The sequence below is a fragment of the Psychromonas sp. MME1 genome (assembly GCF_041080865.1).
GTDB lineage: Bacteria > Pseudomonadota > Gammaproteobacteria > Enterobacterales > Psychromonadaceae > Psychromonas.
Window position 1 is genome coordinate 835,056 of sequence record NZ_CP160906.1, and the last position, 15,212, is coordinate 850,267.

Consider the following 15,212-nt stretch of genomic DNA (forward strand, 5'->3'; position numbering starts at 1 on the left):
ATGCTAGCGAATTGCTTACTTACCTAAGGTTCTTTTAAAATCGTCATAGCCGAATTCATTGAGTAACTCAATTTGGCCATCTATACGTTTATAGTAGATGCTGGGCATTTTTAGACCATTAAACCAGTTGAGTTTTACCATGGTATAGCCTGCAGAATCCATAATATGTAATTTCTGGCCTATTTGTAGAGGCTGGTCAAATTGGGTTTCACAGAATTGATCCCCTGCTAAGCAAGAACATGAACCGATAATGTAGGGGTATTGCCCCTCTTCAGAGGCTTCGTAAATGGAAGCTGGCTCTTTGTAGATCAAGGTATCTAGACGATGTGCTTCGGTTGCGCTATCAACAATCGCGGTCAATTTCCCATTTTCTACAATATCAATAACCGTAACAACGAGATCGGCGCTGCGAGTAATAATCGCCTCGCCGGGTTCAAGATAAATTTGCACCTTATGTTTTTCAGAAAAGGCTTTTAATGCTAAGGCTAATTTTTCTACCGGATAGTTAGGGTAAGTAAAAAATATACCGCCACCTAAGCTCAACCAGTTAAGTTTGTCTAGATAGGCTGCAAAGGTAACTGAAATATGGTCTAAAATGGCAATAAAAGCATCCACATCTTTATTTTCACAGTTCATGTGGAACATAAAGCCATCCACTTTCTCGGTGATCGATAAATCCAGTAAATCCGGTTTTACACCTAAGCGAGAGTAGGGGCGAGCCGGATTCGCTAAATCCTGTCCAGCATAACTTTTTTCTGGGTTAATGCGTAGACCAAGCGAGGCTTGTTCGGCACATTGCTGATAATAGGCGTCGAGTTGGGAAAGTGAGTTGAAAATTATTTTATCAGAAAGGGGTAAAACCGCATCGATGTCTTGCTGCGAATATCCGACACTATAGGCATGTGTTTCACCGCCAAAGGTTTCATGGCCTAATCTTACTTCGAAGGGACCTGAGCTGGTGGTGCCATCTAAATAGGGTTTTATTGTCTCAAAAGTTCCCCAAGTGGAGAAGCATTTTAGTGCTAATACTAATTTTGCACCTGAAATATCTTTTAATAGCTTGGCGGTTTCAAGGTTATTGATAAGCGTTGACTCATCAATCATAAAGTAGGGGGTAGCTAACTGGCTTTCATTGATGCCCATAACGGATCTCTTGATTGATAAAATTTACAAAAAAAAGCAAAGGCAAGCACCTTTGCTTTGTTAAATAGACCTTGCTTACGCTTCTAATTCTTGTACTTGCCAAGTTAAACCAATGCTTGGCATGAGTTCAAGGAAGTCATCAGGATTCAGTTGCTCAACATTAAATAAACCGACATCACGCCATTTATTTTGGAAATAAAGTAGTGCAGCTGTGATTGCAGGTACACCCGTCGTATAGGAAATAGCTTGATGCTCTACTTCGTTATAGGCTTCTTCATGGTCGCAAATGTTGTAGATAAATATACTTTTTGCCTTGCCATCTTTTTTGCCGCGTAACCAAGTTCCGATACAAGTTTTTCCTGTATACCCTGGAGCCAACGATGTTGGGTCAGGGAGGATGGCTTTTAATACTTTTAGAGGCTCAACGGTAATGCCATCACTGGTGGTAACAGGCTCTTGGCTTAATAAGCCTATTGTACGCATCACATTGAAGTAGTTTAGATAGTTATCTGAGAACCCCATCCAAAATTCGATACGTTTAGCGGGAATATATTCAGCCATTGAACGTACTTCATCGTGTGCCATTGAATAAACTTTTTGTTTACCAACAACTGGGAAATCAAACTCCATCATACGGCTATGGCAAGGAACACTTTTCCATTGCTTATTTTCGTAGTAGAAAGAGTCACCCATAATTTCAAGCATGTTGGTTTCAGGATCAAAATTAGTTGCAAATTTACGCCCATGATCACCCGCGTTAACATCCATAACATCAATGCTATCAATTTCATCGAATAGATGTTTGTGACCATAAGCGGCAAAGACGCTGACAACACCGGGATCAAAACCTGCGCCTAAAATACCTGTAATACCGGCTTCTTTAAAACGATCGGCAAATGCCCATTGTGGATCATAAGCTTCAGGGACTTGTTGACCAGGGCTACAAAGATCGGTGGCAACTGAAGTATCCATATATGAGGTTTGGGTTTGTACACAAGCTTCCATGATGTTGACGTTTACGCCAGGGGGGCCTGCGTTAATGACCAAGTCTGGTTGTACTTGATTTATTAAAGCAATTAAGGCTTCAACACTGTCAGCATCAACACTTAATGCTGCAATTTTTTTACTGGTGTCTTTTAAGTTGTTACGGCCTTTAATGGAATTAATGATTTTTTCGCATTTAGAAAACGTACGAGAAGCTAGAGTGATATCACCAAAAACATCATTATTTTGAGCGCATTTATGGGCAATAACCCATCCAACGCCGCCAGCGCCAATTTGTAAAACAGACATAATTATAAAGCCTTTCCTGTAAGTAAAGCAGCGTGAGATTCAATTTTTAAGAATAAAGAATCAAAATCGCTTAAATTTAAACACGGGTTTAATAAAGTAAATTTCAAGTAGAGTTTACCATCTACCTTAGTTTCAGCAACCACCGCTGCACCAGTGGTTAGAAGTTGTAAGCGAAGCGTTTGATGTAATACATTGAACTCTTGATCGTTCAATGTGCCTTGATAACGGTCACTTAAACGGAATAGCACGGTTGATAATAAAGGGTCACAACACAATTCAAAATTCTCATTTTGTTTAACCTTTTCAGCAACTTGCCCGGTTAATTCGAGTAGTTTATCGTACATCTCACCGAGTGTATCAGCGCCAACTGCTTTTAATGTCATAAACATTTTTAAGGCATCAAAACGTTTTGTGGTAGCGATGCTTTTATCGACTAAATTGGGTAGCTCATCGCCTTCACGATTGAGGTAATCGGCATGGTAAAGCAAACTTTGAAAATTCGCTTTATTTTTGATTAATAACGCACCACAGCTAATTGTTTGATAGAAAAGCTTATGAAAATCAACACTAACTGAGTCTGCTAATTGGATGCCACTGAGCTTCGCTTTATGTTTTTTACTTAACATTAATGCGCCACCATAGGCTCCATCAACATGACTCCATAATTTGTAGCGCTGAGATAAATTTACAATGCTTTCGATATCATCTATTGCGCCATGATCCGTCGTACCTGCCGTTGCAACCACTGCAAAAGGCAATAGACCTTGAGCTAATAGGGTATCTATGGTCACCTGTAGATCATTAATATCCATCTGCCCCTGTTGATTGGTTTTTACGCAAACAACGGCTCGTTCACCCAAGCCCATTAATGAGGCTGATTTTTGCACGGTAAAATGGGTTTTATTAGAACAGATAATACGCATTTTATGGCCATATTCTGGTAAGCCATCCTGTTGGATATTATGTGCAGAATGGTTCTTAGCAAAACAATCTCGGGCGAGTAATAGCCCCATTAGGTTGCTTTGTGTACCACCACTGGTAAAAACACCATCAGCCATATCACCCAATGTATAGGTCTTTACTAACCAATCGATAATAAATTGCTCTAGGAAAGTCGCACTAGGGGATTGATCCCATGAGTCCATCGACTGATTCAGTGATGCAATATAAAACTCTGCCAATACCGAAGCCATTAATGGCGGGGTATGTAGATGCGCAATGCAGTGAGGATGTTGCACCATCAGCGAGTTTTTAGCGATTAATTGGGTGGTCTCATTAATCACCCAATCCATTGATTCGGTTTGATCTAAGTTACTACTATAGATTGCTTTTTTTAATTCATTTGCAGGTAGCCCCGAATAGGGGCTATCGCAATCAGAGAATAAAGAATTGATCTGAGATAATACTAAAGAGGCACTTTTTTCAAAATGCGTATTATTACCAGATCCTATTTGTAAAAAATGTTCAAACCATGGTGATTGTATTGAATTCACTATATTAACCCTGTGTACTTGCTACGGCTTGTTTGATTGTCTCTGCGACAAAGTTAATTTGTGTTTCGCTGATGATTAATGGCGGTAAAAAGCGTAATACAGCACCATTACGTCCACCTTTTTCAATAATTAATCCGCGTTCTAATGCTGCTCGTTGAATTTTGATCGCTCGTGCTGGATCGCTAACAGGGCGACCAAGGGGATCAAATTCACCTGCTTTGACTATTTCAATACCACACATTAAACCTCTGCCACGCACCTCAGCAATACAATCACTGCTAACTTGTATTTCACGCAATAATGAACGTAATTGTTTACCACGTTGCATTGCATTATCGGTTAAATTATCTCGTTCAATAATCTCTAATGTCTTTGCGCCAGTTGCCATCGCTAACTGGTTACCACGGAAGGTGCCTGTATGTTCGCCAGCATTCCAACAATCGAATTTTTTATTGTAAAGAAGGATCGACATTGGCATGCCGCCACCAATCGCTTTGGATAGGATTAAAATATCAGGCTCAATGCCTGATTCCTCAAAGGCAAAGTTATCACCAGTGCGGCCTACACCACATTGAATCTCATCAAAAATTAATAAGATACCATGCTCTGTGGTAATGCGGCGCAGTTCTTTTAACCAAAAAGCAGGAGCGGGAATAACACCACCTTCACCTTGAACTGGTTCGACAATTATCGCAGCGGGTTTAGTAATACCGCTTTCATCATCACTAAGTACTGATTCAATGTAGCGGAGACTCTGTTTTGCACCTTCATCACCCCCTAATCCGAAAGTACAACGTAAGCTATATGGAAAAGGTAAGAAATGAACATCGGACATGAGTCCTGTACGGCGGTTTTTAGCACCAAGGTTACCCGTTAAGGCTAACGATCCGTTTGTCATACCATGATATGCGCCATGAAAAGACATCATGGTGTTGCGTTTGGTATAGAGCTTCGCTAATTTTATTGCCGCTTCGACTGCATCAGCGCCAGACGGTCCACAAAATTGAATGTGTGCATTTTTAGCAAAATTTGTAGGTAAAAATTTCATGACTGATTTAATGAAATGATCTTTTGCTGGAGTCGTAATATCTAACGTTTGATAAGGAACGCCTTGATTAATATGGTTAATCATTACTTGATTAATTTCACTGTGGTTATAACCAAGAGGCAGTGCACCAGCGCCAGCAAGGCAGTCTAAATAAACTTGTCCTTTAGTATCTTCAATAATTACTCCACGTGTATTTTTTATCGCAATAGGCAAACGTCGTGGATAAGAGCGAACTTCCGACTCATAATGTTCCTGACTCAATAAAATATTATCAGGTGTTAAATCGTATAATTCTTTTACGACTGGGATCTCTTGATCATTTGAAAGAGTAGAATTTGTAGCTATATTGAGAACGTTGTTCATGGCGAACCCCTATAAAAAGGTTATGGTATAAAAGTTGAATGTTATTATGCGCAATACCACATTGAAGCTCACTGCTGCAATTTTAGTAAAGGCTTACGGTTGTGCGTGGAGTTCAAGGCTCTGTTGCGTAGTGTGCAAAAATTTTATATGTAGTTAATAACTTAAAATACACCAAGTTTACGGCGAGATTGATGGATAATAATAAAAACATAATATCGCGCTCCTTATTGTATAAAAGTGGGTAATTATTCAAATGAATGATTATTAAAGCGGCGCATTTTATCATCGATTTCTATAGTGGCAAGTGTAATATTTAATTTAAATAACGACTTTTCATTAAGCTGTTGAACTTAAATGGTTTATTTTTACTTTTGTGTGAAAAGTAATCGTTGTTTTTTGTTTGATTAATTTCGCTTTTTGATATGAGCTAAACCCCAATTATATCGACTCTTGCTATCGAATTTGTCGATATTCTGCTAAAGTTGCGGCAATAATCATATTAAATTATAAGGGCTGAGTGTGATCCAAAATAAGCAAATTTTAGTCGTTGATGATGATCAAGCTATTCGTGAATTATTAGCTGAATATCTATCTAAAAATAATTTTTCAGTGATAACAGCCCATGATGGCATAGAGATGGATGGGCATCTCTTAACCTGTCAGCCTGATATTATTATCTTAGATATTATGCTACCTGGTGATGATGGTTTTGCGCTGTGTCAACGTATTCGGCAAACTTCTAGTGTTCCGATTATAATGTTAACGGCTAACTCTGATGAAATGGACCGTGTCCTTGGCTTAGAGATTGGTGCCGATGATTACATTGCTAAACCATTTAGCCCGCGTGAATTACTTGCTCGTATCAAAGCATTATTAAGGCGTACTAATTTTGCTAAAGAGTCCCTGAAAACACCAGAGAATAAGCGCTATGTAGCATTTGCAAATTGGACATTAGATACATTGCAACATAATTTAATCGATAAAAATGACAATGTAACTAGTTTGACTGGCGCGGATTTTCAACTATTAATGTTGTTTTTGACTCATCCTAATACTGCTATTTCGCGAGATCAAATTAGCCAAGCTCTGCATGGACGAGATGCATTTGCTAATGAACGGGGAATTGATGTGCATTTAAGTCGTTTGCGTCAATGTTTAGGCGATGATGCCAAAGCGCCTACGATGATCAAAACAGTACGTGGTGCGGGTTATGTCTTTATTGCTGAATTACATGACAATTAATTACAAGACTAAATGATGAATTATGCCCGCTTTATTTTTCGCTCACTAATTTCTCGGATGTTATTACTGACCATGTTTTCTGTGATTGTTGCACAAATATGTAGCAGTTATTTTTTGGTTCATCAATTTGCCGAAAGTGAAGAAAAAACTGTTTTGCTGAATGCGAATAATTTAGCTGAAAATGCATTAAGCACTATCTCCTTCTTTCAAAATTTGCCATTGCAATACCGACACTTAGTCCTACAACAGTTACGAGATTTAGGTGGAAGTCGCTTTTTTGTCTCTTTAAACAGTGAAAAAATAGAAGTTAATCCCATTGCTGATAGCATATTAAAAACGCGTGTTATTAATACGGTGCACGATGTATTAAGGCGTCGAATCGATGCAAAAAAGAAACTTGAAATCGAATTTTCTCATCCCGATGATCTCCATGTATTAAAAAATGATATTTTACTTAAGGATCTTCCTCCTTCGTGGGGAGCTTATTCGCTCATAATACCCACGGTCAAACCGCCTATTTTAGTACTGCAGATCGAGATTGCTGAACGTGAATGGTTATATTTAGCGGCTATTTTGCCCCCACCTTATCTGTTAATTGATAAATCAATTATTACTGCTGAGCAGCTTATCACACTGATATTTACTACTGCATTTGTACTTATTTTTATCTATTTGCTTTTTTACTGGCAAACCAAACCGCTTAAACAGCTTGCCAAGGCGGTTTCTGAAATGAGCATTGACCTTGAACAGGCGCCTCTTAAAGAAGAAGGTGCATCAGAGATTGTTGTTGCGACTCAAGCTTTTAATCGTATGCAGCAAAAATTACAGCGTTATATTGGTGATAGAGAAGTGTTATTTCGCTCTATTTCCCATGATCTTAAAACACCGATAACACGTTTACGACTACGTGCAGAATTACTTGATAATGAGCAACAAACAGAAGCATTTAATCATGATTTAGATGACTTAGAGATGCTAGTGAAAGGTGCGTTACAGACGGTAAAAGATACTGATATTCATGAAAACACTCAGCCCGTGAATATTGTTAAATTGTTAGAGCAAATCAGTAGTTCACAACCAGAACAAATTAAAATATTGGCACCGGATAATTGTGCTTTATATCGAGGTAAACCTTTGGCTTTAAAACGTTGTTTATCAAATTTGATTGATAATGGTGTTAAGTATGGCAATAGAGTTGAAGTGCTGGTGATCGATAGTAATGCAAATCTACAAATTGTTATTCAAGATAATGGTCCAGGTATACCGGCTGATGAGTTAGAGCGTATTTTTACACCGTACCGTCGCCTACATAATGATCAGGAAGGATATGGGTTGGGATTAGGGATTTCAAGAAATATTATTCATGCTCATAGCGGACAATTGCATTTACTTAATCGCCATAATGGCGGTTTGGAAGTGATTATTACCTTACCTCGGATTTATAAATCAGCATAGCTAAGCTGACTCTATGGAAATCGATATGCTAAAAAATAGTATGCTTATTCTTACTCTTGCTATGTCACAACCTGTTTTTGCAGCCTCTTTAGAAGTGCTCCATTGGTGGACTGCTGAAGGAGAGGTGCAATCACAGCTAATACTCAAAAAAGCATTAGCCGAAAAAGATATAAAATGGCAGAGTTTTGCCATCACCGGTGAGGGGGAGATAGTGCCTTACGCGTGTTACAAATGCGTTCATTATCGGGTACCCCCCCCGATGCAGCACAGATAAAAGGCCCTGATATCGGAGAGTGGGCAAAAGTGGGGATGTTGGAGAATATTGACACGTTAATAAACACTTCAAACTGGCCCAATATTATGCCTAAGGTGGTTAGAAATACCGTGACATTCGATGGAAATTATATGGCTGTTCCCATTAATGTACACCGGGTCAATTGGTTATGGTTAAATAAAAAAATATTCAAAGAGCTTAAACTAGCTATACCACAAACATGGGATGAATTTTTTACCGTAGCCGATAAAATTAAAGCCGCTGGTTATTTACCTTTAGCCCTAGGTGGAACTGCTTGGCAAGATGCGTTGATCTTTGAATCAATGGCTCTCTCTATTTTAGGGCCAGAAAAATACATTAAGGCCTTTGTTGACTTTGATGAATCCGTCTTGAATTCTCCTGAAATGGTTGTTGTATTTGAAAAATTCAAAGGGCTATCCGCTTATACAGATAAATCCATCGTAGATAAAGACTGGTATTATGCTAGTCAATTAATTGCAACGGATCAAGCGGCCATGCAATTTATGGGGGATTGGGCTAAAGGGATGTGGCAAGCTAAGGGGAAAACTGCGATGGTTGATTATCTCTGTGTAGATGTACCGGAAAGTAAGGGGCTCTATAGTTATAATATCGACAGTTTTGTGATGTTTGATAAATACGCTATTTTACCGAAAAATAATGTGCAAATTTTATTTTCAGAAATACTCTTATCTAAAAAATTTCAACTTGAATTCAACCTCAGTAAAGGTTCTATTCCTATTCGCAATGACATTGATATGAGCAATTTTGATCAATGTTCACAAAAATCCTACGCTGACTTTAAAAGTAGCACTTTAGTGCCTTCATTTACGCAAAACTTAGCAACAACAAGTCAAGTACAGCACATAATGATACAGATAATTAGTAATTACTTTAATGATCCCGATGCGCAAGCAGAAGAAACGGTTAGGTTACTTTCATTAGCTATTCATGCGATGCATTAATCCCTGCTCATCAGTATTTAACCTACATTAATGGCTAAAATAATAGATAGCGGTTTGCATTCAATTGTAATAGCTTGCTATTGCATTGCGGCACGCTTTTTAAAGCTATTTCTTTCATTATAAGATCTAGTTAGATTGAGTAATAGATGGGGGAATATAGTGTGATTCAAGTGGATTTGATCAATGGTAAAAAGACGCTAATAACAGAAGAGGGGGAAGTAGAAGTCTATTAGCGATGTTACTGCTGTTTATCCTTCTACTTTGAAAGGGCTAGTAATGACTAGCCCTTAATTATTGATTAACGAGACATGTATTGTTCCATGTCTGTTTTCAAGTTATCAGATTTAGTACCGAAGATAGCTTGAACACCGTTACCAGATACTACCACACCAGCAGCACCTAGTTTTTTAAGTTCAGCTTTATCAACTAGTTCAATATCTTTAACTGTAATACGTAGGCGAGTGATACATGCATCTAGATTTTCAATATTCGCTTTACCACCGAATGCAGCTGTTAGAAGAATAGCCATTTCAGTACTACCGACTTGCACTTCTTCTTCTGCTTCTTCGTCTTCACGACCAGGTGTTTTAAGGTTAAATTGAGCGATTACAACACGGAAAATAGTGTAGTAAATAGCCGCATAACAAAGACCAAGTGCAGGGAACCACCAGAATTTAACTGAATTACTAGATAAAACAACAAAGTCAATTAAACCGTGTGAGAATGACGTACCGTGTACCATTCCAAGCATATTTGTCATAAAGAATGCTGTACCAGCTAGTAAAGCATGGATTGCATATAACAAAGGCGCTACGAATAGGAAAGAGAATTCAATTGGCTCTGTAATACCTGTTAGGAAAGAAGTTAACGCGGCTGATGCCATGATACCCATTACTTTAACGCGGTTTTCTGGTTTAGCCGAATGTGCAATTGCGATAGCCGCAGCAGGTAGACCGTACATTTTAAACATGTAGCCACCAGCAAGTTGACCAAAACCATTACCTGCAGCACGAGTTGCTTCGTCAGCTGATAAGTAACAAGTTAAGATACCGTGTAGTTCTTTACCTGCAACGTTTGTACAACTACCCGCTTCAAAGAAGAAAGGTACATTCCAGATATGGTGTAAACCAAATGGAATTAAAGAACGCTCAACAATACCGTAGATAGTAAATGCAAGTTCAGGATTTTGATCTGCCGCCCAGTGAGAGAATGTTCCGATGACAGACCCAATTGGAGGCCAAACAATCGATAAAATCGCACCCATGATGATAGCACTAAGACCTGTCAAAATTGGAACAGCACGTTTACCCGCAAAGAAACCTAAATAGTCAGGTAGTTTGATTTGGAAGAAGCGATTAAACATATACGCCGCAATACCACCAGCGATGATACCGCCTAAGACACCAGTATCGGCACCCGGTGCAAGTACTTCAACTGTTTTCATCATGATGAAATAACCAACAGCCGCAGCAAGGCCAGCTACACCATCATTTTTAGTGAAACCTAGGGCAACACCAATGGCAAATAAAAGCGCCATATTACCAAATACTGCACCACCAGCCTGTTCCATTAATTGAGAAACAACTTCAGGTAGAAGGCTAAATTTAGCTGCACCAACACCCAGTAAAATACCGGCGATTGGCAGTACTGATACAGGAAGCATTAATGACTTCCCTACTTTTTGTAAACTTCCGAATAAATTCATGAACAACTCTCCATTAGGTTTATTTGTTCGTTGCGAGGTTAGTAACCAGGTTAACTAAATACTTATTTACCTTATTACTACTTAACATGAATAATAGTTAGATTGTTAATGTTAAGTAACATTTGAAGTAAGCAAATATCTAATATTTTTGTCTAAAATTGAATGTTTCTTCAATTCAAGTGAGACAAGTATATACAAGAAAAAATTATTTTTCGTGATGGAATCATCATATTTTTCGGTATGTTAGCCATGCTTACACTTGCTTACATAACTTGCAGTTGTGTTACGTTCTGTTACAAATATGGAGGGGTCTTGTTGCTTTATTTTTTATTATTTTATGATTGTTGTTGCTGGAGTTGATTTAATTTGTAACAAATAAATTGCTAACCATGCATAATTTTAATCATTCGAATGGTTAGCAATGATAATTTTAACCTCGGATAACACTGACTCTAAATTTTTTGCCCTTAAGTTTACCTTCACTTAGTTTTTTAAAAGCAATTTTAACGCACTCTCTTTGTACTGCGACATAAGCCCAGTTGTCTGAAATTTGTATTTTACCTACTTGCTCTCCCATTATTCCATCCTGTCCAGTTAATGCACCAACAATATCACCAGGACGAATCTTCTGTTTTTTCCCTCCTTCAATGCGTAAAGTGATCATGCTTGATTGTAATGGTGCATTATCTAAAATGTCATATTCAGGTAGCTTTTCGCTACAGATATTACGGTCTAGTTCATCTTCTAACAGCGCGATACGATGATTATCCTTGTGATCATAAAATGAAAATGCGAGACCTTTGCTGCCAGCGCGACCTGTACGTCCTACTCGATGTACGTGTACTTCTTGATCATGGGCAATATGATAATTAAATACAGCACTGAGATTGTCAATGTCAAGTCCTCGTGCAGCCACATCTGTTGCTACGAGTATGCAAGCACTTTTGTTAGCAAAGCGAATCAAGGCTTGATCTCTATCTTTTTGCTCTAAATCGCCATGTAATGCGATAGCGCTAAAACCGCGATTGATAAGTTCATTAGTTACTTCTTGGACTTCTCGTTTAGTGTTACAAAAAACAACCGAAGAATCTGGTTGGTATTGTTGTAATAACAGGCGTAGAGCAACCATACGCTGCTCACTGTCCTCTACTTTGTAAAACAATTGTTTAATCGTACTGTTATCATGATGGGATTCCACCTTAATCGTAATCGGATCAAGTAAAATATTTTTAGCAATATTTTTAATTTGCTCAGGAAATGTTGCACTGAATAGTAATGTTTGGCGAACTTTGGGTATCTGCGCAATGATGTTATCAATGGCGTCCTGAAAGCCCATATCTAGCATCCGATCCGCTTCATCTAAGACGAGGATTTCTAAGTCATCTAATTGTAAGGTGCCTTTGCGTAAATGATCTTCAATTCTTCCTGGTGTGCCGACAATAATATGTGCACCATGTTCCAACGAACCAATTTGAGGGCCAAAAGGAACACCTCCGCAGAGTGTTAATACTTTTATATTATGGATAGTACGCGCCAACATACGCATCTCTTTGGCCACTTGGTCAGCTAATTCTCGAGTCGGGCATAAAATTAAGCTTTGAATACGGAAACGTTTTACATTAAGTTTTTGTAATACGCCTAAACCGAAGGCGGCAGTTTTTCCTGAGCCTGTTTTTCCCTGTGCAATAATATCCTTACCCGCTAGTACATCGGGTAAGCTTTGTGCTTGAATCTCTGTCATAGAATGGTAGCCAAGGGATTCTAGGTTTTTTAATAGGTCTGTATTAAGTGCTACAGTTGAAAAAGGTTTTAAGCTCAAAATGGTGTTCCTGTTGTTAAGCGTATAAAAAGTGGACACTATACGCTGTTGTGATATGTATCACAAAGTGGTTTCTGTTGGTGACTAAAAATAAGCAATATAACGGCGCATGAAAGCAATGGGAATGAGCAACAATATCATTATTCCCGTTGATCCCGATGAACTACTGCCCTCTGAACTAACCGCTAAAAATGTACCAGAAAGTTGAGTTGTTAATGTTGTTGAGTCTGGGATATTTGAATTGATAGTAATCGTTGCTTTATGGCTACCTTGCTCCATTGGCGTATAGTTTACGGTGATTTGGCAAGTTGAATTTGCTTCAATGAGATTGCATGAACTTGCATTAATGTTAAAATATTCAGAACCTGTTAACTCATAAGTGAATGTCGCTACACTGTCTGAGTTATTGCTAATTGTTATTTGTTGATTGGCACTGCTATTGGCATTGTAGAGTACAAATTGTAATCCTGTTGTGGCTGAAAATGTTTTTGTCGTTGTTGCTATCCAATTTTTATATAAAGAAATGCGCGTATATACACCAGGATAATTTGTTAATGCACAACCATATCCCCAACTGACAATACCTATTTGTTGCCATCCTAAATTACTATTAACTAATAATGGGCCGCCACTGTCTCCAGTACATGTATCTTGTCCTCCTTCTGGTGTCGATGCGCATAACATTTGTGGTTTATAATTGCTTCCTAATTGTTGTGAGCAGGTGCTATCTCTATAAAGTTCTAATTCCACTTGTTGTAGTATGTTGGGATAGCTAGGAGATGTTGGCTGATTCGGATCATAGCTGACAGTGGAGCCCCAGCCCATTGCAGTCACCGGAAAGTTTAATGAAATGAGGGATGTTGTTGATTCGGTGTCGATGATATCCATGATGGGGGTATCATTGCCAACGGCCGTAGCCAATTTTAGCAGGGCAATGTCATTGACCAAGCTTTCATTATTGAAATCAGGATGAGCGATGATTTGTATGAGCTCAGTAGCGGGGGTCACTGGCGAGGAATTAAGGTCATATTCACCAATCGTTGCAACGATATCATTAACGTTAAAGAGATTATCATTATTATCAAATACACAATGTGCAGCAGTGACCACCCATTGAGGAGCAATCAACGAACCACCACAAAAATGTTGGCCCCTAAAGCGATTTACTTTTATGCTTACCATTGTTGGCCATTCAAATGGATCGCTGTCGGCACCACCCACAATACGCGGATTGATAGATGACGTGATTACTTCTGCTGCTATAGCGTTAGATAAAGTACAGTACTGTAAAATGATCAGGGTAAAATATAAAAGTAATTTATTCATTGAGTATCCTTACCGTTAATGACAAGCGTTTAAAATTTTCTGTTCACTATATTTTGTGGTTATCTGTAATTATCGTCGTTTAAATTTTTGTTTTCTTGATTTTTTCTTTTCAAGTTCATTTTCTGCTTTTTCTAACAATATTTTTTCTACTTCTCTTTTTTCTATAATGGCGATATCCGGTGTTTCAATACTAATCGCCCCTAAAGCACCTGCACGGAGCTCATTTAATAGAATAGTAGATACTTTGTAGATGTCGAAATGCCCACCTGCACGTAAACAGCCGCGGCGTAATGCAATTGCTTCCATTAGCTCATGGTCCGTTTTTGGTAACGTGTCTAATTCGTAACGCGCTTGTAAACGATCTGGATAGTGTTCGAGTAGATACTCAGCCGCATAGTAAGCGATGTCTTCATATTCAACCGCCGTATTTTTTATCGCACCTGTAACCGCTAGGCGATAACCAGAATTCACATTTTCAATATTTGGCCATAAAAACCCAGGTGTATCGGAAAGCATAATGCCACTGGGTAAACGAATACGCTGCTGAACTTTAGTGACTGCGGGTTCATTGCCTGTTTTCGCAATAATTCTGTCTGCTAAAATATTGATAATCGTTGATTTACCGACATTGGGAATGCCCATGATCATTGCCCGAATTTGCTTATCTTGGCCTAATCGATTAGGTAACATTTGTTCACATAATTTTGTTATTTGATGAACTTGTTCCGGTTTATTCGTCGTGATGGCCAATGCCCTAATTCCTTGTTCTTGCTCGAGATAGGTGATCCACTGTGCGGTAATTTCTGGATCGGCTAAATCCGATTTATTAAGTACTTTTATGCATGGCGTTTTTTCACGAATATGGGATATTAGTGGATTTTCACTGCTATAGGGGATGCGAGCATCAACCACCTCAATGATAATATCTACCTGCGGCAAGACCTCTTTTATCTCTTTGTGTGCCTTGTGCATGTGTCCGGGAAACCAGTTTATTTTTGTTCTGCTCATTTATTATTAAGCCTTTATATATCTTAGCTTTCTTATTGAGTACGTTATTAGTACCGTAGT

The 15,212-nt window shown here is 38.5% G+C and carries 12 protein-coding genes; 4 read left to right on the top strand and 8 right to left on the bottom strand.

Going from position 1 to position 15,212, the window contains the following annotated elements:
• Positions 1–15: 15 nt before the first annotated feature.
• From nspC to AB2N10_RS04000, 4 genes are all read right to left on the bottom strand, one after another.
• Entirely contained in the window at positions 16–1,143 is a 1,128-nt protein-coding gene (gene nspC, locus AB2N10_RS03985; protein WP_369434353.1) for a carboxynorspermidine decarboxylase, read from the bottom strand.
• 75 nt (positions 1,144–1,218) lie between these two features.
• Positions 1,219–2,436: a carboxynorspermidine synthase gene (locus tag AB2N10_RS03990; RefSeq protein WP_369434354.1), complete on the bottom strand. Its 1,218-nt coding sequence runs from the start codon at positions 2,434–2,436 to the stop codon at positions 1,219–1,221.
• Between the two features lie 2 nt (positions 2,437–2,438).
• A complete protein-coding gene (locus AB2N10_RS03995; RefSeq protein WP_369434355.1) occupies positions 2,439–3,929 on the bottom strand; it encodes an aspartate aminotransferase family protein in 1,491 nt (496 codons plus the stop codon).
• Between the two features lie 4 nt (positions 3,930–3,933).
• Positions 3,934–5,340 carry a diaminobutyrate--2-oxoglutarate transaminase family protein gene (locus AB2N10_RS04000; protein ID WP_354625554.1) on the bottom strand — a complete coding sequence of 469 codons (1,407 nt, stop codon included), beginning with the start codon at positions 5,338–5,340 and terminating at the stop codon, positions 3,934–3,936.
• Positions 5,341–5,859: 519 nt separating this feature from the next.
• Between AB2N10_RS04000 and AB2N10_RS04005 the strand changes: the two genes are divergently transcribed.
• Genes AB2N10_RS04005 through AB2N10_RS04020 form a run of 4 tightly spaced genes read left to right on the top strand, consistent with a single transcriptional unit; the run spans position 5,860 to position 9,294 of the window.
• A complete protein-coding gene (locus AB2N10_RS04005) occupies positions 5,860–6,582 on the top strand; it encodes a response regulator transcription factor (RefSeq protein ID WP_354625555.1) in 723 nt (240 codons plus the stop codon).
• A gap of 12 nt (positions 6,583–6,594) precedes the next feature.
• On the top strand, positions 6,595–8,037 hold the full coding sequence (locus AB2N10_RS04010; protein WP_354625556.1) for an ATP-binding protein: 1,443 nt from the start codon (positions 6,595–6,597) through the stop codon (positions 8,035–8,037).
• A gap of 25 nt (positions 8,038–8,062) precedes the next feature.
• Positions 8,063–8,311: a hypothetical protein gene (locus tag AB2N10_RS04015; RefSeq protein WP_369434356.1), complete on the top strand. Its 249-nt coding sequence runs from the start codon at positions 8,063–8,065 to the stop codon at positions 8,309–8,311.
• Positions 8,269–9,294, top strand: coding sequence for an ABC transporter substrate-binding protein (locus AB2N10_RS04020; RefSeq protein WP_369434650.1), 1,026 nt, complete (start codon positions 8,269–8,271; stop codon positions 9,292–9,294). The genes AB2N10_RS04015 and AB2N10_RS04020 overlap by 43 nt, the downstream gene beginning before the upstream one ends.
• Positions 9,295–9,592: 298 nt before the next feature.
• Here AB2N10_RS04020 and ptsG read toward each other — a convergent pair whose 3' ends face one another.
• The 4 genes from ptsG to ylqF form a co-directional block, all read right to left on the bottom strand.
• Positions 9,593–10,999, bottom strand: coding sequence for a PTS glucose transporter subunit IIBC (ptsG, locus tag AB2N10_RS04025; protein ID WP_354625558.1), 1,407 nt, complete (start codon positions 10,997–10,999; stop codon positions 9,593–9,595).
• A 430-nt stretch (positions 11,000–11,429) separates the two neighbouring features.
• Positions 11,430–12,818, bottom strand: a complete 1,389-nt coding sequence (gene dbpA, locus AB2N10_RS04030) for an ATP-dependent RNA helicase DbpA (protein ID WP_354625559.1) — start codon at positions 12,816–12,818, stop codon at positions 11,430–11,432.
• Between the two features lie 84 nt (positions 12,819–12,902).
• Positions 12,903–14,144, bottom strand: coding sequence for a trypsin-like serine protease (locus AB2N10_RS04035; RefSeq protein WP_369434357.1), 1,242 nt, complete (start codon positions 14,142–14,144; stop codon positions 12,903–12,905).
• A gap of 69 nt (positions 14,145–14,213) precedes the next feature.
• On the bottom strand, positions 14,214–15,152 hold the full coding sequence (ylqF, locus tag AB2N10_RS04040; protein WP_369434358.1) for a ribosome biogenesis GTPase YlqF: 939 nt from the start codon (positions 15,150–15,152) through the stop codon (positions 14,214–14,216).
• Positions 15,153–15,212 lie beyond the last annotated feature (60 nt).